The 21981-nt window shown below is 54.4% G+C and carries 20 protein-coding genes; 7 read left to right on the forward strand and 13 right to left on the reverse strand.

The window, feature by feature from the left end:
• Nucleotides 1-144: 144 nt before the first annotated feature.
• From B2310_RS13015 to miaA, 3 genes are all read right to left on the reverse strand, one after another.
• The gene (locus B2310_RS13015; RefSeq protein ID WP_290732336.1) at nucleotides 145-864 is read right to left on the reverse strand and encodes a hypothetical protein; all 720 of its coding nucleotides are present in this window, start codon (nucleotides 862-864) and stop codon (nucleotides 145-147) included.
• Nucleotides 861-2093, reverse strand: a complete 1233-nt coding sequence (locus B2310_RS13020; RefSeq protein WP_290732338.1) for a hypothetical protein — start codon at nucleotides 2091-2093, stop codon at nucleotides 861-863. The genes B2310_RS13015 and B2310_RS13020 overlap by 4 nt, the downstream gene beginning before the upstream one ends.
• 100 nt (nucleotides 2094-2193) lie before the next feature.
• Complete coding sequence (miaA, locus tag B2310_RS13025; protein ID WP_290732341.1) at nucleotides 2194-3093, reverse strand: tRNA (adenosine(37)-N6)-dimethylallyltransferase MiaA; 900 nt, start codon at nucleotides 3091-3093, stop codon at nucleotides 2194-2196.
• A gap of 29 nt (nucleotides 3094-3122) precedes the next feature.
• Here miaA and B2310_RS13030 point away from each other — a divergent pair, with 29 nt between their 5' ends.
• Nucleotides 3123-4238 (forward strand): divergent polysaccharide deacetylase family protein, encoded by a 1116-nt coding sequence (locus tag B2310_RS13030; protein WP_290732344.1) that lies wholly within the window; start codon nucleotides 3123-3125, stop codon nucleotides 4236-4238.
• Nucleotides 4235-4972: a pyridoxine 5'-phosphate synthase gene (locus B2310_RS13035; RefSeq protein ID WP_173365712.1), complete on the forward strand. Its 738-nt coding sequence runs from the start codon at nucleotides 4235-4237 to the stop codon at nucleotides 4970-4972. The genes B2310_RS13030 and B2310_RS13035 overlap by 4 nt, the downstream gene beginning before the upstream one ends.
• On the opposite strand, the gene truA is transcribed toward B2310_RS13035, so the two are convergent.
• The 3 genes from truA to B2310_RS13050 form a co-directional block, all read right to left on the reverse strand.
• Nucleotides 4969-5721, reverse strand: a complete 753-nt coding sequence (truA, locus tag B2310_RS13040) for a tRNA pseudouridine(38-40) synthase TruA (RefSeq protein ID WP_173382755.1) — start codon at nucleotides 5719-5721, stop codon at nucleotides 4969-4971. The genes B2310_RS13035 and truA overlap by 4 nt on opposite strands.
• Nucleotides 5721-6671, reverse strand: a complete 951-nt coding sequence (locus B2310_RS13045; RefSeq protein WP_173382754.1) for a hypothetical protein — start codon at nucleotides 6669-6671, stop codon at nucleotides 5721-5723. The genes truA and B2310_RS13045 overlap by 1 nt, the downstream gene beginning before the upstream one ends.
• A gap of 282 nt (nucleotides 6672-6953) precedes the next feature.
• Nucleotides 6954-8327, reverse strand: a complete 1374-nt coding sequence (locus tag B2310_RS13050) for a GGDEF domain-containing protein (protein ID WP_290732347.1) — start codon at nucleotides 8325-8327, stop codon at nucleotides 6954-6956.
• 88 nt (nucleotides 8328-8415) lie between these two features.
• On the opposite strand from B2310_RS13050, the gene B2310_RS13055 reads away from it, so the two are divergent.
• Nucleotides 8416-10989: a TIGR03960 family B12-binding radical SAM protein gene (locus tag B2310_RS13055; RefSeq protein WP_290732349.1), complete on the forward strand. Its 2574-nt coding sequence runs from the start codon at nucleotides 8416-8418 to the stop codon at nucleotides 10987-10989.
• An 88-nt stretch (nucleotides 10990-11077) separates the two neighbouring features.
• The gene (locus B2310_RS13060; protein ID WP_290726422.1) at nucleotides 11078-11755 is read left to right on the forward strand and encodes a hypothetical protein; all 678 of its coding nucleotides are present in this window, start codon (nucleotides 11078-11080) and stop codon (nucleotides 11753-11755) included.
• Between the two features lie 73 nt (nucleotides 11756-11828).
• On the opposite strand, the gene B2310_RS13065 is transcribed toward B2310_RS13060, so the two are convergent.
• Complete coding sequence (locus B2310_RS13065; RefSeq protein ID WP_073319741.1) at nucleotides 11829-12041, reverse strand: hypothetical protein; 213 nt, start codon at nucleotides 12039-12041, stop codon at nucleotides 11829-11831.
• A gap of 111 nt (nucleotides 12042-12152) precedes the next feature.
• On the opposite strand from B2310_RS13065, the gene B2310_RS13070 reads away from it, so the two are divergent.
• The 3 genes from B2310_RS13070 to B2310_RS13080 all read left to right on the forward strand — a co-directional run bounded on the left by B2310_RS13070 (nucleotide 12153) and on the right by B2310_RS13080 (nucleotide 15602).
• A complete protein-coding gene (locus B2310_RS13070) occupies nucleotides 12153-12953 on the forward strand; it encodes a TIGR00730 family Rossman fold protein (RefSeq protein ID WP_290732352.1) in 801 nt (266 codons plus the stop codon).
• A 79-nt stretch (nucleotides 12954-13032) separates the two neighbouring features.
• Entirely contained in the window at nucleotides 13033-14133 is a 1101-nt protein-coding gene (locus tag B2310_RS13075) for a protein kinase domain-containing protein (RefSeq protein ID WP_173382750.1), read from the forward strand.
• Between the two features lie 5 nt (nucleotides 14134-14138).
• The gene (locus tag B2310_RS13080; protein ID WP_290732355.1) at nucleotides 14139-15602 is read left to right on the forward strand and encodes a hypothetical protein; all 1464 of its coding nucleotides are present in this window, start codon (nucleotides 14139-14141) and stop codon (nucleotides 15600-15602) included.
• A gap of 3 nt (nucleotides 15603-15605) precedes the next feature.
• On the opposite strand, the gene galE is transcribed toward B2310_RS13080, so the two are convergent.
• The 6 genes from galE to B2310_RS13110 all read right to left on the reverse strand — a co-directional run bounded on the left by galE (nucleotide 15606) and on the right by B2310_RS13110 (nucleotide 21967).
• On the reverse strand, nucleotides 15606-16583 hold the full coding sequence (gene galE, locus B2310_RS13085) for a UDP-glucose 4-epimerase GalE (RefSeq protein WP_290732358.1): 978 nt from the start codon (nucleotides 16581-16583) through the stop codon (nucleotides 15606-15608).
• 61 nt (nucleotides 16584-16644) lie between these two features.
• A complete protein-coding gene (gene queA, locus B2310_RS13090; protein ID WP_290732361.1) occupies nucleotides 16645-17691 on the reverse strand; it encodes a tRNA preQ1(34) S-adenosylmethionine ribosyltransferase-isomerase QueA in 1047 nt (348 codons plus the stop codon).
• A gap of 1 nt (nucleotide 17692) precedes the next feature.
• Nucleotides 17693-18676 carry a helix-turn-helix transcriptional regulator gene (locus B2310_RS13095; protein WP_290732364.1) on the reverse strand — a complete coding sequence of 328 codons (984 nt, stop codon included), beginning with the start codon at nucleotides 18674-18676 and terminating at the stop codon, nucleotides 17693-17695.
• 13 nt (nucleotides 18677-18689) lie between these two features.
• The gene (locus B2310_RS13100) at nucleotides 18690-19826 is read right to left on the reverse strand and encodes a BON domain-containing protein (RefSeq protein WP_290732367.1); all 1137 of its coding nucleotides are present in this window, start codon (nucleotides 19824-19826) and stop codon (nucleotides 18690-18692) included.
• Nucleotides 19827-19953: 127 nt separating this feature from the next.
• Nucleotides 19954-21423: a glutamate--tRNA ligase gene (gene gltX / locus B2310_RS13105; RefSeq protein ID WP_290732370.1), complete on the reverse strand. Its 1470-nt coding sequence runs from the start codon at nucleotides 21421-21423 to the stop codon at nucleotides 19954-19956.
• Nucleotides 21424-21496: 73 nt separating this feature from the next.
• Complete coding sequence (locus tag B2310_RS13110; protein ID WP_290732373.1) at nucleotides 21497-21967, reverse strand: low molecular weight protein-tyrosine-phosphatase; 471 nt, start codon at nucleotides 21965-21967, stop codon at nucleotides 21497-21499.
• Between the last annotated feature and the right edge of the window lie 14 nt (nucleotides 21968-21981).

The following is a 21981-nucleotide window of genomic DNA, read 5'->3' on the forward strand; positions in this document are numbered from 1 at the left end:
TTTTCACTTTTTTTGAAAAAACGGGATAAAAACAGCCCAAACCCACCTGCGGCACACTTTGTAAACATTCTATTCACAAGCATGTTAAAGCATAGGCGGATTATCTTCTGGAAAAAGCCAAAAAAGGACCGGCAAACCCGTCCGTTACCGCATAAGGGACGTCATTTTCTCTACGAGACGACCGAGAGCAGTTGTCCTCCCGGCGTCTTTTTGCGAAAGAGCCCCGCGCAAGGAGCCCCTGCTTTCAAGGATTGCATACAAAATAACAGACCCGTCTTTCGAATCCAGCACCGTCACGCCACACTTATAGGTAACCGCAAGCGATTCCTTTATTTTGTGCGTAAAAACATTTATCGGCGTAATGTAGATTTCGACGCTTCCGTCATCCGTATTTTCCCTTTCGCGCGGAAGGAGCATACCATCCAGGACAACACTATCCGCGAGGGACGGACGCTTTCGCGACAAGGTTCGTGCAGAAGATTTCCAGAAGGAATCGTCCTTCATCTCGATGCTGATTTCCTTTCCGCCTGCGTTCGCTGACGAGACTTGCGCGATGGACGCCTCAAAATTTTTCCTGAAGTAATGTCCGAACCACTCTCCGAAATCTCCCCTATATTTGGGCCATGCAGCCTCGAACATTTCGTAATTGTCCAAGAAAGGTTCCGAGTAGAAAATTTTCACGCCGCGAACGGAAGCCCACCCACCCTGCAATTCACGTTCACTATAGGCACAAGATTCGCACCTCGGATTTTTTATCGCGAGCGGATCCGACAACGGAGGCGGAGCGTCCACGCAACCCGCGAGGAAAAAGAGAATTGCAAATTTCCAAAGGGTCCGATTTACTTTCACAAACAAACTTGTCATTTCACAGACTCCTTCATCATGGATTTCGGGAATCCCGCCCTAAAGCCTAGCAAGATTTCCACCCGATGACCATAGCCTGTTTCCGGCCCATAGGACGGGAAGTTGTCGACTTCCGGCCTTCTTTCGCGAACCGCATCGGGAATATAGAGTTCGGCATTTTCCCAACTGAAAAAGTAGCGGGCGCGGACAACCATTTCGACAAAATCCGTCAGAGGAATCTTGAAGTCGAGTTGGCCTCCAACTTGCAATCCTATTCCCTGGATGAGATAGTCGCTATCCGATGTCGGCGTGTAGTCCGACACGACAATTCCCGCAAGCAAATCAAGCGAAAGGCTATTATGCGCAAGCAGCACCCCGCCGATGTACGAATTCAGGCCTCCCATGACAATTCCAAAACCATGTCCCTCCATTTCATCGAATGTTCCCTTCCACAACGTTTTTTTCTGTCCTAGCCCCATGCCAAATCCAAAGCCCACCAGCGCGCGCCCCACCTGAAATTCGCCATAGAACGGAATTTCGAAAGGGACACTCACTGTTTCACCCAGGTTCCCGCCCATGAACACCGAACCGACACCAAGTCCCATCGAAAAAGCCAACCATTTTTGTTCGGATGCAACATTTCTTTTTTCACGCGCGGCAAATCCTTCGGGAACGTATTCTCGGACAAGGGCCCCGTATTCACTTTGCGGGTAGCGTCTAAGGAACCTGTCCCGTGCCGTTTCCATAAACTCGACAGAAGCCCCATACATGGATGTCCCGTGAGAATTCTGCCCTATTTCACATGCCTTCGCCAGAGAATTGGATACCAAAATTGCCTCCAGCACGATGCGGAAAGATTCTTTCAGTTCGCGAGGGACATCGAGAAGGGAGAACTCAAATTCAGCTTGATGGTAATCGATAGAATCGATTAGAAAATCGACAAGCGTTGAATCTTTTGCAAACGGATAGTTTCGATGCGCAAGACTATCCTTTATGGACCTGGAATGTTCCAACAGGCGTACAAGTTCCTTCCACGACGCGGATTTGTCAAGGGAGACCTGCGCACTATACACATACAGCAAGAAGAGTTCGTCGTAGGAAAAGAGCGTTGCATGGGGATCTTCGGCAACGATGGTAGATTCGAGGCCAGTAAACGCGTCCCGCAAGGTTTTCGAAGCGGAATCTCCGAGGCATTCGCCACTTCGGATACATTTTTCTTGCGTCTGCAGTATGGAGGTTCGCTGTTCCAAAGATTTTGGCGAAAACACCACATCACTTGGAGAATCCCAATCGTAGGCAAAAGACGGAAGAATCGCCGCAAGAACTGCAAGGAACAATCTATAGAACACGTCACGCACCATTCAACGCTTTCATGACAACGGATGCAGGCTTTTCGCCCCTATCAAGATCTACAGGAACGGATTCCACCTGCCAGCGGAACCACGTCAGCTGGCGTTTCGCGTAGTTGCGGGTCTTTCTTTTGACATCCTCGATGACACTTGCAATTTCGGATGTCGACTTAGCCTGCAAAAGTTCACGGTAGCCGAGGCTCTGCCACGCAGGAGCGTCTAGCGGGACAACTTTCGCAAGGGCCTGGATTTCGTCCATCCAGCCATCGGCAACCATCTGGTCTACGCGGACGTTGATCCGTCTGTACAGGTTTTCGCGTTCGCGTTGAAGCCAGAATACGGGAACCCTGCCGATGCCGCCTTCACGTTCTTTCTGCCATTCCGAAAGCTTGCGGCCGGTCGATTTCCAGACTTCAAGGATACGGATAATGCGCTGCGCATTGTTGGGATCGACTCCCGCCATGGCTTCGGGATCCACATTCCGCGCAAGCTCGAACAAACTATTCAGTCCCTCTTTACGCGACGATTCCTCGAGTTCTTCTCGCACGTGGGCATCCACTTTCGGAATTTTCGGAAGGCCGAGCATGAGCGACTGGAGGTAGAGTCCCGTTCCGCCAACAAGAATGAACGAACGGTCCGGATGGCTAGCGAGCAGGCGACGGACATCGGAGCAGAACGAGCCCGCCGAATAGACGCTCGTAGGATCAAGAAAATTCACCTGATGGTGCACCACGCTCCGCTGGTCGGAGAGCGGGGGCTGCGCAGTCCCAATCACGAACCCCCTGTAAATCTGCCGCGAATCGACGCCGATAATTTCGGCATTGTAATGTTCGGCAAGTTCAAGCGAGAGACTCGACTTCCCTATTCCTGTGGCTCCAACGAGGGCAAAGAGGACTGGCATGTTCGACAATATAATTATATTTATGCGGGATGAACAAATTCAAACACATATTGGCAATCTTTATTGTCCTTGTACTGATAGCAACGGGAGCCTACATCTTGCCGAAATTGGGACTGGATCCTAATCTCTCGCAAAAAGAGGCTGAGCCCGCCGTCATCCAAAGCGACACCCTTGCCATTCCGGATACGTTGCCGTTCGTGGAACGCATGCAAGCGAATCTGGAAGTGATCCAGGCCAAGTATTCCAAAGTCCAGAAGCGCGACATTTGGACGCTCGGCAAGGGAAGGACAATCGTCTACTACCTGCTCCAAGCCCAGAGGTTCCTGGACGAGAACGGAGGAAAAGTCCTCTACATGGAAGAACTTTTCAACGACCCGACCGTATCGCAGTCAGCCAAGCTCGACGCCCTTTCTCCCGATGGGGATACGCTGCACCTCAAGCTCCAGGTTTCATCGAGCATTTTCCGCGACAACGCATCGTACCTCTCGATTGCCTTCCAGGTGACAAGGCTTTCGCCCGAACTCATCGTAGCCCTGAACGAACTGGATTTCCCATACGACCTGCTGATTACGCCATTCGGCATGTCCTCTGAATTTTTCCCCGACCTTGACCGCATCAGGGACAAGGAACTGGTTCTATGGCTTCTGATGGAATCGCACAGCCTAGACTCCAGACACAACAAGATGCGTCCCATCCGCAGCCACCATACCGAAGAACAAATCGAAGAAATCATCGCAAGCGCAAAGGCGCTGGTGCCCTCCGCAAGCGGCATCGCGACCCGTTTTGCAGAACAGGCCATGGAACACAAGCCCCTGCTCCAGACGGTATTGAACGCAGCGAGCAAACACGGGCTCTGGTTCCTAGACCTCTCCATGAACAACAAGTCGAAACTGAACGAGCTCTGCAAGGAATCGAGCCAGGACTGCCAAATACTTGCACCCTACAACCCCTCCAACAGCACGCTGGACGACTACATCCACCAAAAGCTGAGAGGGGCCTTCAGGAACGGAATCGGGGCCATGATTCTGCCCCTGAGCACGGAATCCATCGCAAAGGTGCAGTCCATGAAGGAAAAGGCGACTGCCCAAGGCACCACCCTCATCTATTTATCTACCTTTATGAAAAAAAACAAGGAGCTGCCATGACCGTAAAACTGGGAGTCAACATCGACCATATCGCCACCATCCGTGAAGCGCGCAAGGTCCGCGAACCGGACCCGGTAGCCGCAGCAGTCATTGCCGAACTGGCAGGTTGCAACGGTATTGTAGCCCATCTCCGTGAAGACAAGCGCCACGTGCAGGATCGCGACCTCAAGCTCCTTCGGGGAACCGTCGCCACCAAGCTCAACCTGCAGATCGCCCCCACCCAGGAAATGGTGCAGTTCGCCATCAATGTCCAGCCCGACATGGTCACTCTCGTTCCCGAGAACCACCAGGAAATCACAACCGAAAGCGGAATGAACGTTGCAGCCAAGATCGACGAGATTTCCAAATTCGTCATGACGCTCAAGAACAACGATATCGCCGCTTGCATTTTCATTGATCCGGAAACCGAACAGGTAAAGGCGGCCAAGAAAGTCGGAGCCGACTTCGTGGAATTCAATACGAACAAATACGCAACGACCTGCGATCTCGGCAGCATCCAGGAAGTAAACCACGAGCTCTCGGCCCTCCAGGACATGACAGTCCTCGCGAGGAAATACGGCCTTCGCGTCATTGCGGGCCATGGACTCAATTACAGGAACGTAGAGCCCGTCGCAGCCATCGAAGGAATCGAAGAACTGAACATCGGCCACAGCATCATCGGCAAGGCCGTACTCGTCGGTCTGAAGGACGCGGTCGGCGAAATGGTCGAAATTATCCGCCGCGCAAGCACCTAGTAATCGGCATACCGGACATCCTGGAGCACCAACCCCTGCGGAGGGGCCCAGGTGCGTTCGCCCCTAAAATCCTTCGCGAAAATGCGGTCGACCGTTCCGAGCGGATAGCGACCGCGGCCGACATCGAACAAAGTCCCCACCATAGCACGAACCTGCCTGTGCAGGAAACGGTTTCCCTTGATATGGAACATGCAGCTCCAGTCGTTCAGGCGTTCAAGACGGAACTCGGTCAACGTGCAGAGTGTTGACTTGCCGTCATTCCGAGGAATGCAGAAGTCGATAAAGTCGTGTTCGCCCAGAAAGGCGCGAGCTTCTTCTTCCATCGCATCCAGGTCAAGCGAGAGCGAACCGCATTCCCAGCCAAAATCGCGCATCAGGGCGACAGGACGCGTGTAGATAGTGTATTGGTAGTAGCGTTCAAGCGCATCGAACCGCGCGTTGAAATCCGGAGCGCAAGGCTGCAGGTCCCGGATGCGGATTAGCCGCTTGGTAAGGCCGTTTATGGAACGCTCCGTCTTGCGAGGATCCAGTTCTCCATCGAAATCGAAATGAACACACTGGCCCCGGGCATGGACCCCGGTATCGGTCCGTCCGGAACCCACAATGCGAACCTGAGAGCGAAGCGCTATGGAGAAAGCTTCTTCGAGAGACGACTGAACCGTCACGAACTTAGTCTTGCCCGCCTCGTTCTGCTCTTGCCAACCGTAGAAGGCGCTACCCAGATATTCGCAACGGAAACGGTAGCGCATCAGCTCCCCGATTCGAGCGCTTCCCTGATAATGGATTCCACCTGGTCCTGGGGAACCTTGAGCTGCGAGGCAATCGTCGACGCAGGATAGCCACGGCGGTGCATCTGCATAATTTTCGCCTTCTCCGTGAATTCCCGATCGAAGCGGTTTGTCTTGAGCGGACTGCTCGCCTGCAAATTAGGGTCGCCCGTCATGTTGTGGCTCTGGGCGCGAATCTTCATGGTGCGTTCACGAGCGACTCCGCGTGGCGAACGCAGCACATCGGAAAGCGACTGCATGGCAGACGTAATACGTTCCTTGGCCGTCGGGCGAAGAGGTGGGCGCTGCGGAGCATCCAGGTCCGTCGACAGGATTTTATTTTCGGGGACGCCGTTTTCATCTTCAAACGCGACCTTCGGGGCAGAAGCAGGGGCATCGGCCTGTTGCGACGCGGCAAACTCGGACACCTCCTCGATAATGGAGCGCTTCTGGGGACGCGGACGGGGAGCTATCGTAGCATCGTTTTCAAAACCGGTTTTGGGCTCCTTGAAGCGCTGATCCGCCTTCAAGGCCTCCATCCTCTGAGTCAATACTTTCCGGCGGTACGAGAGTGCGAACAGGAGGACTACGCAGAGAATGACCGCGGCAACGCCCCCGGCGATCCAGATGACCGTTTCTTTAGAGAAACCGCCTATAGTTTCCGTAGTCGGGTCAGCGGCAGAAGGCGCTTCCGTACGGAGTTCTGCAAGAGTCTCCCACGATTTTTCAAGTTCTCCGCGCAGGGAGAGCTGCAAATCCGGGTTACCGTGAGCCTCAAAAAGAGCGACTTCAAGGGAATCGATCCGGCTACGAGCCTGCAAGTAGGCATCCGCATCAAAGGAGGACTTCACGCCGGAAAAATCAAGCATCAGGTAGGCAAGAAGCCCCACGACAGCAACAAGAAGAATAACAGGAGCAAGAAATTTCTTCATACGTCCACAATGTAGAAAAAAGAAGAGCGACGGGCCCGGGAGTCCGGGGCCTAGCGGCCTGCACAGCTTGAATTTAGCCAAAAACGGGCAGTTTTGTTCCACAATCACCCAGGTGATGAGAACTTCTCTACACTAAAATTCGATTTTTCAAAAAAAATGTTCCTCCCCCCTCCCTTTTTGTTATCTTTATGTTCAAGAACTCTTTGTTCTCCTCCTAACCCCAAAAAAACACCCCGACCGCAAGGACGGGGTGTTTTTCATTTCTCATTTCGCTTGCAGGAATCAATATTGGCGAACGGCGTCCGCAGAAACGACCCTATTTCCGCCATTTTCCATAGCGAGCTGAAGCGCCCTCTGGCCATTGTAGATGAGCGTCCCTTCGTCAATGGCATGATCGGGCATCACGGACACCCCGAGGCTCAGAGTCGTCGCCAGGATTCCATCGCCATAGGCGACCTGGAGCTGAGAAATCTCGCGACGGATGCGTTCTGCACGTTCGAGGGTAATTTTCTTGTCGGCACCAGGCAAAATGACGCAGAGGACCTCCCCGTCGTACCTGCACGGGATATCTTCGGTCCTGATGAAATTCGGGAGGCGCTGACCCAATTCCCAGAGCATCTGCTCGACAGCATGGTGGCCCTTTTCCTTCTGGATATTCGTCACCTGGTCCGGATAGATCATCACGATACCGATGGGAGTGCCGTGGCGGTTAGCCGCAGAGACTTCACGGCGCAGGGATTCTTCCATGTAGCGCCTGTTGAACAGCCCCGTGAGGTTATCGCGGATGCTGTGCTGCTGGAACCGGATATTCAAGTTCTGGTTTGCCACATAAAGCCCGAATGTCGCAGCGACGATGCCGACCTTCGTCTTCCAGAAGTCAAGCGTTTCGCCATCGGGAATCTTGTCGAGCTGGATAGAAAGGATGCCGAAATGTTCCTCGAGCCCTTCGATTGGGGCGCAGAAGGAAATTCCCTGGGGATGATGATGCAGGTGGGTGCAACCACCATTCATCTCGTTAGAGGCAAAATCGGTAATGACAATCTCGCCCAGATTGAAACTGGCACATTCGGCGGGCATGATGGTATCGTCACTGATGACATAGTCACCAAACGAAAGAATCTTGTGCAGTTCCGTCTGCGTGCCTCCATACATGTAAAGGATCCCGGCCGCAGTCGGGAAAAGTTCGGGCAGAGTCTTTTCCAGGGCCTCCACGACCTCCGGGAAAGGACGGTTCTTGAGAATCGGCTTGCAGAAAAGTTCCCAGGCTTCGAGAGGGAACGAAATCTTTGCAGGAACGGCCAGATTCTGGATAGAGGCGGGCTTGTTTTCGGGCGGAAGGATGCTATCAAATGGTTTCCTGGCCGCGGGAGCCTCGAAGGGCTGAGGTTCATCTCCAATGGACGGGACTACGGGAATATATTCTGTCTTGGGAGAATTGTTGCGTTGCTGGTCGTTGAGAGCTTCCGTGAAATTTTCCTCGGCTTCGCGCAACTTGCGGTTGCAGAGGCTATGGTAGACGAGCCCGAGAACGGAGCCCCAGGCCCCAATCAGGACGAATTTCAGGTGCAGGGCAAGCGTGTTGTCGGGAACCATATAGGCGGCAATGACGCCTCCGACAAAGACGATCAGCCAAAAGATATAAGAAAGAACGCTCATGCCTTAAATTTATCAAAAGTATTGGACATCCGTCTCGATAAAAATGAAAAATAAACGAAATAAAATGCAATTTTCTAAATTTGGGGACATGACCATCCTCGAAAAAATCGCCTTAGCGTTACCCGCCGTTGAATCCCCCGCCCGTTACATGGGCGGCGAGGCGAACAGCGTGGTAAAGGACCACAGCCAGATGCTCTGCCGCATGGCGTTCGTATTCCCCGACACCTACGAAATCGGGATGAGCAACAACGGCATCCGCATCCTGTACCACGTGATAAACCGCGAGAGCGACCTGCTTTGCGAAGTCTCGTTTGCGCCGTGGGACGACATGGCCCGCGAGATGGCGAAGTACGATATTCCGCTGTACAGCTACGCGACCTACACGCCGGTACGCGAATTCGAAGTGGTGGGCATGACGCTCCAGACGGAGCTGAACTTCACGAACGTGCCCTACGTGCTGGAACTCGCCCGCATTCCCGCGTGGCAGAAGGACCGCAAGGAAGATGACCCCATCGTGGTTGCCGGCGGGCCCTCGATGGCGAACCCCGAGCCCGTCGCCGACTTCTTCGACGCGTTCATGATTGGCGACGGGGAGAAAGTCATGATTGACTTTCTGCGGTGCGTAGGCGAAGGCCGCAAGGCGGGCCTCAGTCGCGCCGAAATACTCGAGAATTTATCCAAGATTGACGGCGTTTACGTGCCGAGCTTGCGCCCGGTAGTCACGAACGAATTCGGCGCGATTGTGCCGGCGGAACCTGCCGCCGGCGCCTACGCCACCACGAACGGGGTTCGCCGCCTATTCATCCCGGTAATGGACCCGAAAGACTACCCGGTCAAAAACCTCATCGCAAACATGCAGCTGGTACACAACCGCTTCAGCGTGGAAGTCATGCGCGGCTGTGCGCAGGGTTGCCGTTTTTGCCAGGCGGGCATCTGGTACCGCCCGTGCCGCGAACTCAATCCGGACGATGTCCTCGACATCGCAAAGGCGGGCATCCGCGCCACCGGCGAACGCGAACTCGGGCTTTTGAGCCTTTCTACCGCCGACTACAAGCCGGTGGAGGCCCTCACCGACAGCATCATCGACGACCCGTTCTTCGATACGGTGGACGTGAGCCTCCCGAGCATCCGCGTGAACAGTTTCGGGCAGACGCTCGCCGGCAAGATTGCAGCCCTCAAGGGTGGCCGCAGCGCCACGTTCGCTCCCGAGACGGGCTCCGAGCGCATCCGCAAGATGATCAACAAGACCATCAGCGACCAGGACATGTACGATGCCGCCGAGCACGCGTTCAGCAGCGGGTTCAACAAGATTAAGTTGTACACAATGATTGGGTTCCCGACCGAGAACCTCGACGACATGCAGGCATTCTGCGACCTCATCTTCAATCTCGTAAAAATCGGACGCAAGTACAACCGCGGCATACAGATTGCGGTCAGCATCGGCATTCTCATCCCGAAATCCTTTACCGCGCTCCAGTGGGCACCCTACATGGACAAGGAAACCGCGCTCAAGCATATCCGCTTCGTGCGCGAGAAGTTCTTCAAGCACCCGAACGTAAAAATCAACTGGGCCAGCTGGGAAACGAGCTTCCTCGAGGCAATCTACAGCCGTGGCGATCGCAGCCTCGGGCCCGTAATCTACGAGGCCTACAAGCAGGGAATCATCTTCGAGAGCGACAGCTACCGGTTCGACTTTGCCAAGTGGGAAGCCGTCTGGCAAAAGATGGGCTACGACACCAGCTGGGTTTACCGCGAGCGCGAAAAGAACGAGGTGTTCCCGTGGGACTTCATCCATGCGGGTACCACCAAGCAGTACCTGCGCCGCGAGTGGGAGAAGGCGTTCGATCCGAACAGTGCGCCCGTGCCCAACTGCAAGTGGGGCGACTGCCAGAAGTGCGGCATCCCCGGATTCGGCGACGAAATCAGGCTCGCCGACGATCCCGTACGCCACAAGGCTCCGAGCCGCACTCCCGAAGAAATCAAGAAGCTCGTCGCGGAACGTCGCCCGAAAAAGACGGAAAGTTTCAGCTACAAGATTACCTTCAAGAAGACCGGCCTCAGCCGCTTCCTGCCCCACCAGAACATGCTCAGTTTCTTCGAGCGCACATTCCTGTGTGCGGGCATCCCCGTGAAGTTCAGCGAAGGCTTCAGCCCCAAACCGCGCATCTCGAACATGGGTGCGCTCCCGTTGGGCCTCGAGACCTACTGTGAAATCATCAGCGTGGACCTGCTACAGAAGCTCGACATATCGCCCGAGAACCTTCCCGCACTCATGGCGCAATTGAGCGCACCGTTCCCGCGGGGCATGGAAATCGTGAACATCGAGCCGCTGAAGGAAAAGCTCAGCAAGCACTTCCCGAAGGCGATGGTTTACCGCCACACGCCCGAAAGCATCCCCGCCGACCTGATGGAGCGGTTCAACGCGAAGGCGCTCCCCGTCGTGAAGAACCACCGCGGGCAGGAAATCGATTTGAACGAGCACGTGCTCGGCATCGACGCTGTAAACGGAGCTCTCTTCGTGAAGGTAAAGTGCAACGACCAGGGCTGTACGGCGAGCCCGTTCGTAATCTACGCGGGACTTCTCGGGTTCGAAATCGACCCCGCCAAGCTTGACGAGGTTTCCAGGCGGTTCCTGATTGCGAAAGTCAGCATGGAATGGTAAATCGCGTCTTTTCCTTGAAAATCCTGGACGTACCCGTATTTTGAAACTATATTGTTTTCTATAGTAATTTTCACAAGGAGTATGGAATATGAAAAAGATTTTCCTAGCGGCCCTCACCGCCATGGCACTCTGCAGCTACAGCTACGCCCAGGACGATGAAGACGAATACGAAGAAGAGGACACCCCGGCGGCATCCAGCGCGCCTGCAAACAGCAGCGCCCCGGCAGCAAGCGAAAGCAGTGCGGCGGCAGCCCCTGTGCAGTCCGGAGCAGGAACCCTGGCCTTGGGACTAGACCTCGTCGACGCCCTTGATCACGAGGGAATCCAAAAGTTCTACGTGTCGTTCAAGTTCGCCCCCAACATGGAACTGTCCGCCATCCTCGGACTGTACCATCACGGCGAAACCACCCGTGAAACTGAAGCCACCCAGTTCACCCCGGCAACCGAAGTTGATCGTGCAGACGATTACACCCAAATTCAAATCGGCGTGGGCTTCGACTACTACTTCATGCAGGTCGTCCTGCCGCTTTCCATCGGCGGGGAGTTCCTCATCAGCCACTGGGGAGAGGACAACAACCAGTTCACCCTCAACGCAATGGCCGGAATCCACGCAAACGTGGTAGGCGGACTCTACCTGACCGGAAAGGTCGGCCTCGGGTTCGACTACATTGATAGGGAAGGCGTCGATGGCGCTGCTAACTACGAAGACACACGCCTCGACGTCGGTTTCAAGGCCAGTGCAATCCTCTCCTGGTACTTCATGTAATCCGGACCTGGAACTATACAATTCAAGCCGCTCCTTCGGGGGCGGCTTCTTTTATATGGGTTCTGTCCTATCGCTATTCCGCGGGCAGGATAATCTCGATGTGGCTCGTGCTCACGTTGAGGAAGTGCGTGCGGAAGAGGTCCTTCTCGCTCCTGTCGCTCACGCGCACCTGGGTCACGGCGATGAAGTCCTTGTTCTCGCGGATGTAGTCCGTAAGGCGCTCGTCACGCAGGGTGTCGATCTCGCCGGTAATGATAAAGCTGTCAGTCCAAATTTTTACTAGCATACCTCAAATATAACGATTTTTTCGAATGAAAGCAAAAAAAAGCGTTTTTTATTTGCTTTTTGTCCCTTCTTAAGGTATTTTGTCAAGGAAAGGACAAAAAAGGAGTTTCCTATGGCTACAAAAAAGAAGAATGCGATTTCGACGATTCCGGGCAAGATGATTTACCACAACATGGACTTTATCGACAGCGACAGTGGCCGTCCCATCAGGATTATCGCCGAATTCATGGCGCCCAACCAGATTTTCCAGCAGGAAGGCGTCCAGAACACTATCGTGTTCTTCGGTTCGGCCCGTACGCTCCCCATGAGCGAAATCAAGAAGCGCATGAAGGGTTGCAAGGACAAAAAGGAACTCGCGCGCCTCAAGAGGCTCGAAACCGTGGCGGAATACTACGATGCCGCCCACGAACTGGGTGCAAAAATAGGCCGCTGGGCCAACAAGCAGCACAAGGGCTTCGCCATCATGACCGGCGGCGGTCCGGGTATCATGGAAGCGGGCAACCGTGGCGCCAATGACGTAGGAACTTCTTCCGTCGGCCTCAACATCAGGCTCCCCTTCGAGCAGCACCCCAACCCCTATATCGACGACGAACTGAACCTGCAGTTCCGCTACTTCTTCATTCGTAAATACTGGTTCATGAAACTGGCCAAGGCCATGGTCGTGTTCCCGGGCGGTTTCGGCACCCTCGACGAGATGTTCGAGATCCTCACGCTCATCCAGACCAAAAAATATGGCGACCGCATGCCCGTGGTGATTTTCGGCTCCAAGTACTGGGACAAGGTCATCAACTGGAACTACCTCGCCGAGACCGGGATGATTGACAAGGAAGACCTCAAGTTGTTCCATTTCTGCGACACTGTCGACGACGCCTACAACGTCGTCACGAAGGCGCTCGAGAAGACCATGGAATAAAAACTGCCCAAAAACTTATTTTGCAAGGTGCCGCCATGCGACACCTTGTTTTGTACCCCCGATTAGCTAAATTTAAGACATGCTCAGAAATATCTTGGCGGAAGTACTGGACAGGGTGTCGCGCAACCTCGCGCTGCGCCCTCACTATAGCATGCAGGAATACCAGCGGTGGTTCGACCAGAACCCGGAATTCCTGCACAGCGGCGCCATGGAGAAAATCGAGCTTGTCGAGCCGCTGACTCTCGAGGGCACGAACAACCTCTACCGCGCGAACTTCTGGATCGAACACGCGAACGACGAGAAGCACTACGGAGAACGCGAGATCGTCGTGAAGATATGCAAGTTCTGGGCGGCACCGGGCAAGAACAGGCTCCACCGCCTGAACATGCTCCTGAGCGCGTTCCAGGACGAAATCCGCATCAACAACCTCATCCGCGCCACGAATATCGAGGGCGTGGTGCAGAGCTTTGGCGGCGGACTCGCCGGAAGGCACCCCTACCTGAAGATGGAATTCATCAAGGGCTGTTCGCTCGACAGGATGTTCAAGACCAAGCTTTCCGACGACGAGATTTTGCAGCGAGTAGCACAGATTGCCTACCTCGCGAACACGATCAGCCAGCTGCACTACTACCAGGTGGTGCACAAGGACCTAAAGCCCAAGAACCTGCTCCTGTGCCAGAATCCGCAGCACAAGAACAACCACAAGATCCTCATCTGCGACTTCGGCTACGCACAGGCGAAACTCCGCGAGACGGTGAACGAATACGGCGGCCAGCTCACGCCGTGCTACAGCGCGCCCGAGCAGGCCATCATGGGCGAAAACCTTTCGTCATCGGTCGACTACTTCAGTTTCGGCATCATCGTCCACGAATACCTCACGGGCTACAAGCTGTTCCCGCGCGCGATGGATATATTCACGGAAGACGGCTACAAGATTACGGACCGCTATCTCGAATACCTCAAGACGGGACGCGAGAACCGTTTCGAGGACAGCCGCTTCCCCGAACTTGGCAAGTGGATCGACAACCTCACGATTTTCGACAGTTTCGAACGCATGCAGAACACCCCGAACCTCTTCGACATCGCCCACAAGCTGCGCGCAGAGGTCAACGCGCAGGGCTACCGCGACGTAAACACGGACTTCCTCTGGAACCAGCTCGGCGAATACGGCAAAAGGTAATGACTATGAGCAGCCTGCAAGACACCATCAAGGGAATCACAAAGCGCCTCCGGGTGCACCATTACATCGTCATTGCCATTGTCCTCGGCATTGGCATCTTCAATGCGGCGACCGCCCTCTCCCCTGTCATCAGCCAGAAGGAACTCGAGAGCAACATCGAAAAGTCGTTCGAAAAGTGGTGGGCCGAAGAAGGCGCCGCCCAGTTCCGCACGGTGGGCCTCACCGACGACGAAAAGACGAAGCTCCAGGAATTCGTGCAGTACCGCGACAGAATCCTTTCGGCCGGAAAGACCTTCGACATCGAGGACCGCAAGGCGGCCATGAGGAAGGAATTCCGCGAATGGTGGGAAATCGGCGGCGGCAAGGAAAAATTCGCCGACGAGCACGGATTCTACCCCAAGGAAGCCCATTTCGAAATCGAATGTCACAAGTTCATCAAGAACTATACGGACAAGTTCGTGCGATACAGCCTCGCCTATGTACCCAAGGACGGCGAATACGAGCGGCTGTTCACCAGCTGGCTTTTGTTCCCGAGCGCCTGGAACTACATCATTTTCGCAGTCTTTTTCCTATTCGCCTATTTCCTGCTGGCAGAGCGCTGGGGAGCCGCCATCACGCTCGGCTTTTTCTTTGCATTCATCTTTGCCGGAGGATTCGTTACCGACATCCTGACCTCTACAAGTTTCTTTGACCACTACACGATGGACCGTTACATGGGCGCAAGCATCGCCCTCGCATTCATGCTGGGCGCCTCGGCGTTCGATGAAAGGAAGGACGCCATACCGGGATGGGTTCTCGGGACCGCCATCATGGGCGCCATCCTGGACGCAGCCGTTAACGCACTCGTGAACGGCGGTATCTTCGCCGCCGTGGTAACCGCCTCCATCCCCGCCTTCGGGCTCGGAGCCCTCGCCGGATTCAAGATTCCGAGGCGCAGGAAAAGCGAAGCCGAAAAGAAGGCAGACGCCCTCGAAGAGCGCTTCCGCCGGACCGCAAACCGCAACCTCGCCGCCGAGCGCAGGCAAAAGACACGGAACCAGATGGACGAAGGATTCCAGGAAGCGAAGAAGGGGCACTACGACGCCGCACGCCAGCTGCTTTGCCAGGCGATGACGGCCATATTGCAGGAACAGCCCGCCGACAAGGAAACCGTCACTAAATTTGCCGAAAGGATGACGAACCCGAACCTGTTCATCGATGTCGCAAGCACGCAGTGGCTAGAATGGGGCGACACGGCAAAGGCGAAGGGCCTTACCGAGACAGCTCTGCTGTTGCTCGAAAAAGGTCTGAAATCCGAAAAGAACGCAACGCTCGCAAGGCGCGCCCTGTTCAATATCGGAGAGCTCAGGGTCAACTTTGGGATAGAACCCGAAGAAGGCGTGAAAAGGCTGCAGAAGGTAATTGAACTGAACGATTCCGACCTCATCGCAAAGCAGGCGAAGAGACTGCTGGAAAAAGCCGGAGCCTAAAAGCTACTTCTCGTTGGCGAGGTAGGCCTTCCAGGTCGTCGCAAGGAGAGTCTCGAGGTCGCTGAACTGCGCCTTCCAGCCGAGAACTTCGTGGGCCTTGCTGGGGTTCGCCACAAGCGTCGCAGGGTCACCCGGGCGACGCTCCACAATGCGGTACGGGCACTTGCGACCGCTCACCTTCTCAGCCATGTGGATAACGTCGAGCACGGAACTCCCCTGCTGCACGCCGAGGTTCACGATAAGGCTCCTGTTGTTCTTCTGCAGATAATCGAACGCCATGCCATGGCCGATTGCCAAATCATTCACGTGAATGTAGTCGCGCACGCCCGTGCCATCGGGAGTGTCGTAGTCATTACCGAACACGAGCAGTTCCTTACGCTTGCCGAGCAGCGCTTCCATCACCACCGGGATGAGGTTCGCCGGATTCTTCTCGAGACCGTTGATGCGGCCTTTCACATCGTAGCCTGCGGCATTAAAATAGCGGAGAGCCGCGAACTTGATTCCGCGCAGCTTATCGTACCACTTGAGGAACCCCTCAATGGCGAGTTTCGTGTAGCCGTAGTAGTTTTCGGGTTCGGTCGGGTGCTCCTCATCGACGGGCTGGTACTTCGGGGCGCCGTAGGTAGCCGCGGAACTCGAGAACACGAAATACTTCACGCCGGCAGCGGAAGCAGCATTCAGGATGTTTATGGAGCCCGTGATGTTGTTCACGCTATACTTCTCGGGATTGATCATCGACTCGCCGGCGGCCTTGAAGGCGGCCAGGTGCACGAGGCCTTCGGGCTTGAATTCGTTCAGGAACTTGCCGATTTCATCGGGATGCAGGATATCGCCTTTTACGAAGCCCGCTTCGGGGAACAGGTTCTGTTCCAAACCGCTCGAAAGGTTGTCAAAGACGCAAACCTCATGTCCGCGGTCAAGGAGTTCACGCGTCGTGTGGGATCCAATGTAGCCGGCACCGCCGATAACTGCAATCTTCATGTCTTTTCCTTTTTCATTCGACCGCTCATGCGGCCACGACAAAGTAATACTTCGCCTTCGGTTATAAAATTAGCATTCCGTCACCGTAGCTGAACAGTTTCATCTTGTTCTCGACGGCCATCCTGTAGGCTTCGAGGGTGTTTTCGCGCCCGTAGAATGCGGACACCAGCAGGATGAGTGAACTTTTGGGCCAGTGGAAGTTCGTGAGGAGGCCGTCTACAATCTTGTAGCGGTAGCCAGGATAGAAGAACGCGTGCGTGATTCCCTTTTGCGCCTTCACGATTCCATTCGCATCGGCAATCGTCTCCACGACGCGCGTGCTCGTAGTACCCACGGTAACGATGCGCCCGCCCTCGCGCTTCGCCTTGTTGATGATTTCGGCGTTTTCCTTCGTGAGTTCGTAATGCTCGCCGTGCATCTTGTGCTGGGTAAAGTCCTCGACCGAGATATTCTGGAATGTGCCTGGCCCTACGTGCAAAGTAACCTCGGCAACGTACACGCCTTTCGCCTTGAGGTCCTCGAGCATCTGTTCACTAAAATGCAGGCTCGCCGTCGGGGCAGCAACTGCACCCGAGTACTTTGCAAAAATCGTCTGGTATGCCTTCTTGTCGTCCTCGTCGTCGGGACGGTTGATGTAGGGAGGGAGCGGCACGTGGCCCTCGCGATTCATCACCGCTTCAAGTTCCACGGGGGTCGTCGCAAAGCGGAGCACGCGGGCTCCATCTTCGTGAATATCCTCGACCGTCGCCTTGACACCTGCAATTTCGAGTTCGCGTCCGATCTTAAAGGCCTTGCCCGGTCGGACCTGCGCCTCATAGCGGGCATCACCGTTCTCTGCCGGAATGAGCGACTGTACGAGTAGCGTTTCGACTTCGCCGCCGTGCAACGTGTGACCGTAAAGGCGCGCAGGAATCACCTTGGTATTGTTCACCACAAGGCAGTCTCCAGGGCGGAACAGTTCCACAATTTCGGGAGCCTTCATGATGCGTCGCGGCCCGCCATCCTTGGGACAATGCAGAATACGCGTCTTGCCTTTCCCCGCCGTGCGGGTAGCAATTAGTTCCTTCGGGAATTCGAAGGTGTAATCGGAGAGGTTATGTTCTTGCATCTCAGGCGTCCATATCAGACAGTGCGTTCTTGAGTTTCTGCTTAATCTTTTCCTTCAGCGAGGCGGGTTTCAGAATACGCACATCGTTGGTGACACCCATCAGCCAACTTTCGAAATCCGGGGTAATGCGAAGTTTCAGATCGACAATCATGTTCTTGTTCCTGTCGAAACGCTTTGAAATCGGCGGATTGAAATGCGAACGCTCGAACTGCGTCTGCAGCCACTTCGTCCTAATCTCGAGCGAGACATCTTCCACCTTGTCGCGACCTGTGTACTTGCCAAAAGCATACTTGTAATGCGTTTTCTCATCAAAGGCAAACTTCGGGGACGCATGGTTCGTTTCCGTCACGCTATCAATCTGTTCAAAAAGGTAGTTCTTGAAAACCTGATTTCCCTTGTCGTCCACTTCGCCCGCTACAAGATAGAGCGTGTCCATGCGCATGATGACCTTGACCGGAAAGACTTCCTTCGTTTCTTCGGCGACCGAGGAATGGTCCGTCGAATGGCGGTAGTGAATCCTGATGGCCGTTCCGCTGTGGATTGACTTGAGAACCCGATTGACAAGCGCATCCTGCAATTTATCATCGCAGAAGGGGCCGTAATCCAGCACGTAATCCGGGTCTGTCGAAATGGCTTCGGGCTTAAATTCGTTCGGGTCCGTCGTTTCCAGCAGGCTTATTACCTTATCCAAAAGCTTTACCGTCTTTATTTCGGGAGCGGAATTCGCAGCCATCGTCTTCTTGATTTTATCGAGTTGCTTGACGATATTCTGGTTAAAGTTCACCTTCTCGTCGGGCTGGATAACATAGAAGGTTTCGCCCTCGCTCTTGTACTTGCGAAGACCGCAGTTTTCCTTCTGGACGACATCGAGATGACGGAAAACGGTGCGGATGCCACACCCGAGCGCCAAGGCCAACTGCGTCACGGTCATCGGATTCTTTAGTTTATTCTTAATAAGGTTGATTTTTTCGTATCCTGAAGCCATAGGCACTCCTTTTTTATAAGTTTCCAGCCACGCGCAAGCGATTTTCCACAGCCGTCGAAAGGGTCATCTTTACCGCGTTCACAAAGGCAATCTGTTTCTGAAATGCCGAATGAACCCTTCCTTCCAGCAAATACTTGTCATCGACAAACGAGACCTTTATCTTGGCCCCCTGGAGCAAAGAATTCAACGAATAGCTGTGTTCCATTTCCAGGCAGGTTTCTCGATTCCGCATTTCCCTTTCCGGCAACGACACCATCGAGAAGTTCAAATCCTGCAAACCGGGAACTTCGGCAATCCTATTTTCCAAATCCTTAGGGCACAGGCCTTCGAAGCAGCACAAGGACACACTACCCTTTCCATTTGCTACTTCTACCTTGTAATCAAAGACATTTCGTCCAAAGGATTCCAGCAACATGTAAATTTCGTTTTCTATCCGCTTATCCGTCATGCCAGGCTCCGCAATAACCTTCGTAAAGTCAACGCAGCCACGAACGCGAGGCATGTTATTGATACAAGCCCGAAGCGAGCGCTTAATCATGACGCTCCTGACAAGGCCATCCAGGTAGACAACGCCCTGTCCAACCGTCACCGAGACCCTGCTTACGTCATCCGGGAAAAGCTGGCGCAACTTGTTGAGAACAATATCGGACAACTTGTCGTTAGGGATGTTCTGGGCTTGTTCCGGAAGCGTTATAAACAAGACGGAACCATCTTCGAGCAGTGTCGCCAACTTATCCTTGTCGCCATCTTTCACGAGCCCGACTGCAATACCAAACTTATCTCGCAAAGTGTGGTAAATATTATCGCCAAGCAAAGTCTGGGCGCTCTGCGCCGGAAGTAGGCGATAGCCTTCGGCCGATTTTTCACGAACCGGAGCGGGATGGTCGAACACAAATTTCATGTCCTGGCCACCATCATAGCTCACGACAATGATTTCTTGTTCATTTGTCCTGAAATAGCTTTTGACCTTCCCCGGCTTGACCGATTCCTTGAAATAGAGCCAATTTCCCGGAGAAATCCGACTATAGCCATACACAGCGGTGTAATCGCCCGCATCAATCGGCCTCGAAAAGGCAAACTCGTTCGAAAAGCCGACAAACGCAGCCGAGCACCTTTCACACATGCAGAGAAGCGGAAGATGCGGTTTCATTCCTCCATAAGTGGAATAAGGTTCACGTGCATAGACCCCGTGATCGAGCACCTGACGACAACGGCAGCAGAACAACTTCTGCGTATGGATCCTATGAGGAAAGAGATTTCGCATGGGTCAGCGAAGATCACCCCATCAACGGGAGAGCGACATCGATGCGGCGGAGCACTTCGTCCTTGCCGATGATTTCGAACATTTCCCAGAGGCCAGGGCCTGCAGTCACGCCAGAGACAGCGAGACGCGGAGCACCGACGAGTTCACCCACCTTGTGACCGCAACGTTCAGCCAGGTCGTAGAAACCCTTTTCGATCACCGGAGTCTTGAAATCTTCGATGGAAGCGAGCATGTCACGCACGAGCGTCGCCACTTCTTTGGAGCCTTCGCCGAAGTGCTTCTTCGCACCCTTCTCGTCGTAGGTCGTCGGAGCCACGAAGAAGTACACAGCCATGTCGGCCAGGTCCTGCACAAAGTGGGCACGGGGCTTCAGCTGCTTCACGATTTCGTCGAGGCGTTCTTCCGGTTCCTTCGAGAGGTCGATACCCTTGGCGGCCAGGCCTTCCTTCATGATACCCTTGAGGAATGCGTCGTCGCACAGGTGGATGTGCTGACCGTTCATCCACTGCAACTTCTTTTCGTCGAAGCTTGCGGACTTCGGGTTGATGCGTTCCAGCGTGAAGCTTTCCACCATTTCCTTGATGGTCATGACTTCGCGGTCGTCGCCCGGGTTCCAGCCGAGGAGAGCGAGGTAGTTCACGAGCGTTTCGGGCAGGTAGCCGAGATCGCGGAAGTCACCCACGGAAGCGGCACCCTTGCGCTTAGAGAGTTTGCCGCCGTTCTTGTCGAGAATCACCGGCAGGTGGCACCATACAGGCGGCTGCCAGCCGAATGCCTTGTACAAGAGCTCGTGCTTGGGCGTAGAGCTAATCCATTCATCGCCGCGGAGCACGTGGGTCGTACCCATCAGGTGGTCGTCCACGACGCTTGCAAAGTGGTACGTCGGGTAACCGTCGCGCTTGATGAGCACGAGGTCGTCCAAAAGTTCGTTCTGGTAGCTGATATGACCGCGGATCATGTCGTCAAATTCGGTGACGCCCGTTTCGGGAACCTTGAAGCGGATGACGGCCTTCTCGCCAGCGGCAATGCGGGCTTCGGCTTCTTCACGGCTGATATTGCGGCAGTGGCGGTCGTAACCCGTGACCGGCACGTGAGACTTTTCTTGCTCGGCGCGGACTTCCTGCAGGCGTTCTTCGGTGCAGAAGCAGTAGTAGGCACAGCCCGCGTCCAAGAGCTTCTTGATTTCGCGGTGGTAAATGTCCAGGCGTTCGCTCTGGAAGTACGGACCGCAGTCGCCTTCGCAACCCGGACCTTCGTCCCACTGGAGGCCCAGCCACTTGAGGTCGCGCATCAAATCGTGCAGCGCAGTCTCGTTGTAACGCTTGCGGTCGGTATCCTCGATACGCAGGTAGAACGTGCCACCCATGTGCTTTGCAAAAAAGTAGTTGTAGATAGCGGTACGCGCACCGCCCACATGCAGGTAGCCCGTCGGACTCGGGGCAAAACGGACGCGGACAGGACGGGTAGCAGAATTTTCGCTCATAGATTCCTCATTTAAATTTCAATTATCCCGCACAACTTCGCGCAGGAACTTTACATGACAAAAAATAGCAATTTTAAAGAGACGGGCGGTTTGCCAACTTCTCTATGATGGCTTCGCAACCTTCGTTCACGTCATCCCAGGTTGCCTGAAAATTACCCGTATACCACGGGTCCGCCACATCGCGCGGATTACCAGTCCAATCCATCAGCAGCGACACCTTCGACATGTCATGCCCTTCGCCCAGAATCCAGCGCAGGTTTCTCAGGTTATTTCTATCCATGAGCACGATATAGTCGTAATATTCGTAATCGCCTTGCGTCATCTGGCGCGCATGTTTTCCGCTACAATCGATTCCGTGGCTTGCAAGCATACGTTTTGCGGGCGGATATACGGGATTCCCGATTTCCTCGGTACTTGTCGCGGCACTTGCCACCTCGAAATTCTCGAGTCCCGCCTTCGCAAGCTTGTCCTTCATGACAAACTCGGCCATGGGGCTACGGCAGATGTTCCCGTGACATACAAAGAGGATTTTCGTCTTTTTCATAATGTCAAATATAA

Origin of the sequence: Fibrobacter sp. UBA3629 (assembly GCF_002374005.1) — a bacterium.
Taxonomy (GTDB): Bacteria; Fibrobacterota; Fibrobacteria; order Fibrobacterales; family Fibrobacteraceae; genus Fibrobacter.

Coding starts and splice junctions, on each gene's coding strand:
- B2310_RS13015 (WP_290732336.1), bottom strand. CDS start 864: ATGACAAGTTTGTTTGTGAAAGTAAATCGGACCCTTTGGAAATTTGCA.
- miaA (WP_290732341.1), bottom strand. CDS start 3,093: ATGCCAGTCCTCTTTGCCCTCGTTGGAGCCACAGGAATAGGGAAGTCG.
- B2310_RS13030 (WP_290732344.1), top strand. CDS start 3,123: ATGAACAAATTCAAACACATATTGGCAATCTTTATTGTCCTTGTACTG.
- B2310_RS13035 (WP_173365712.1), top strand. CDS start 4,235: ATGACCGTAAAACTGGGAGTCAACATCGACCATATCGCCACCATCCGT.
- truA (WP_173382755.1), bottom strand. CDS start 5,721: ATGCGCTACCGTTTCCGTTGCGAATATCTGGGTAGCGCCTTCTACGGT.
- B2310_RS13045 (WP_173382754.1), bottom strand. CDS start 6,671: ATGAAGAAATTTCTTGCTCCTGTTATTCTTCTTGTTGCTGTCGTGGGG.
- B2310_RS13050 (WP_290732347.1), bottom strand. CDS start 8,327: ATGAGCGTTCTTTCTTATATCTTTTGGCTGATCGTCTTTGTCGGAGGC.
- B2310_RS13055 (WP_290732349.1), top strand. CDS start 8,416: ATGACCATCCTCGAAAAAATCGCCTTAGCGTTACCCGCCGTTGAATCC.
- B2310_RS13060 (WP_290726422.1), top strand. CDS start 11,078: ATGAAAAAGATTTTCCTAGCGGCCCTCACCGCCATGGCACTCTGCAGC.
- B2310_RS13065 (WP_073319741.1), bottom strand. CDS start 12,041: ATGCTAGTAAAAATTTGGACTGACAGCTTTATCATTACCGGCGAGATC.
- B2310_RS13070 (WP_290732352.1), top strand. CDS start 12,153: ATGGCTACAAAAAAGAAGAATGCGATTTCGACGATTCCGGGCAAGATG.
- B2310_RS13075 (WP_173382750.1), top strand. CDS start 13,033: ATGCTCAGAAATATCTTGGCGGAAGTACTGGACAGGGTGTCGCGCAAC.
- B2310_RS13080 (WP_290732355.1), top strand. CDS start 14,139: ATGAGCAGCCTGCAAGACACCATCAAGGGAATCACAAAGCGCCTCCGG.
- galE (WP_290732358.1), bottom strand. CDS start 16,583: ATGAAGATTGCAGTTATCGGCGGTGCCGGCTACATTGGATCCCACACG.
- queA (WP_290732361.1), bottom strand. CDS start 17,691: ATGCAAGAACATAACCTCTCCGATTACACCTTCGAATTCCCGAAGGAA.
- B2310_RS13095 (WP_290732364.1), bottom strand. CDS start 18,676: ATGGCTTCAGGATACGAAAAAATCAACCTTATTAAGAATAAACTAAAG.
- B2310_RS13100 (WP_290732367.1), bottom strand. CDS start 19,826: ATGAAACCGCATCTTCCGCTTCTCTGCATGTGTGAAAGGTGCTCGGCT.
- gltX (WP_290732370.1), bottom strand. CDS start 21,423: ATGAGCGAAAATTCTGCTACCCGTCCTGTCCGCGTCCGTTTTGCCCCG.
- B2310_RS13110 (WP_290732373.1), bottom strand. CDS start 21,967: ATGAAAAAGACGAAAATCCTCTTTGTATGTCACGGGAACATCTGCCGT.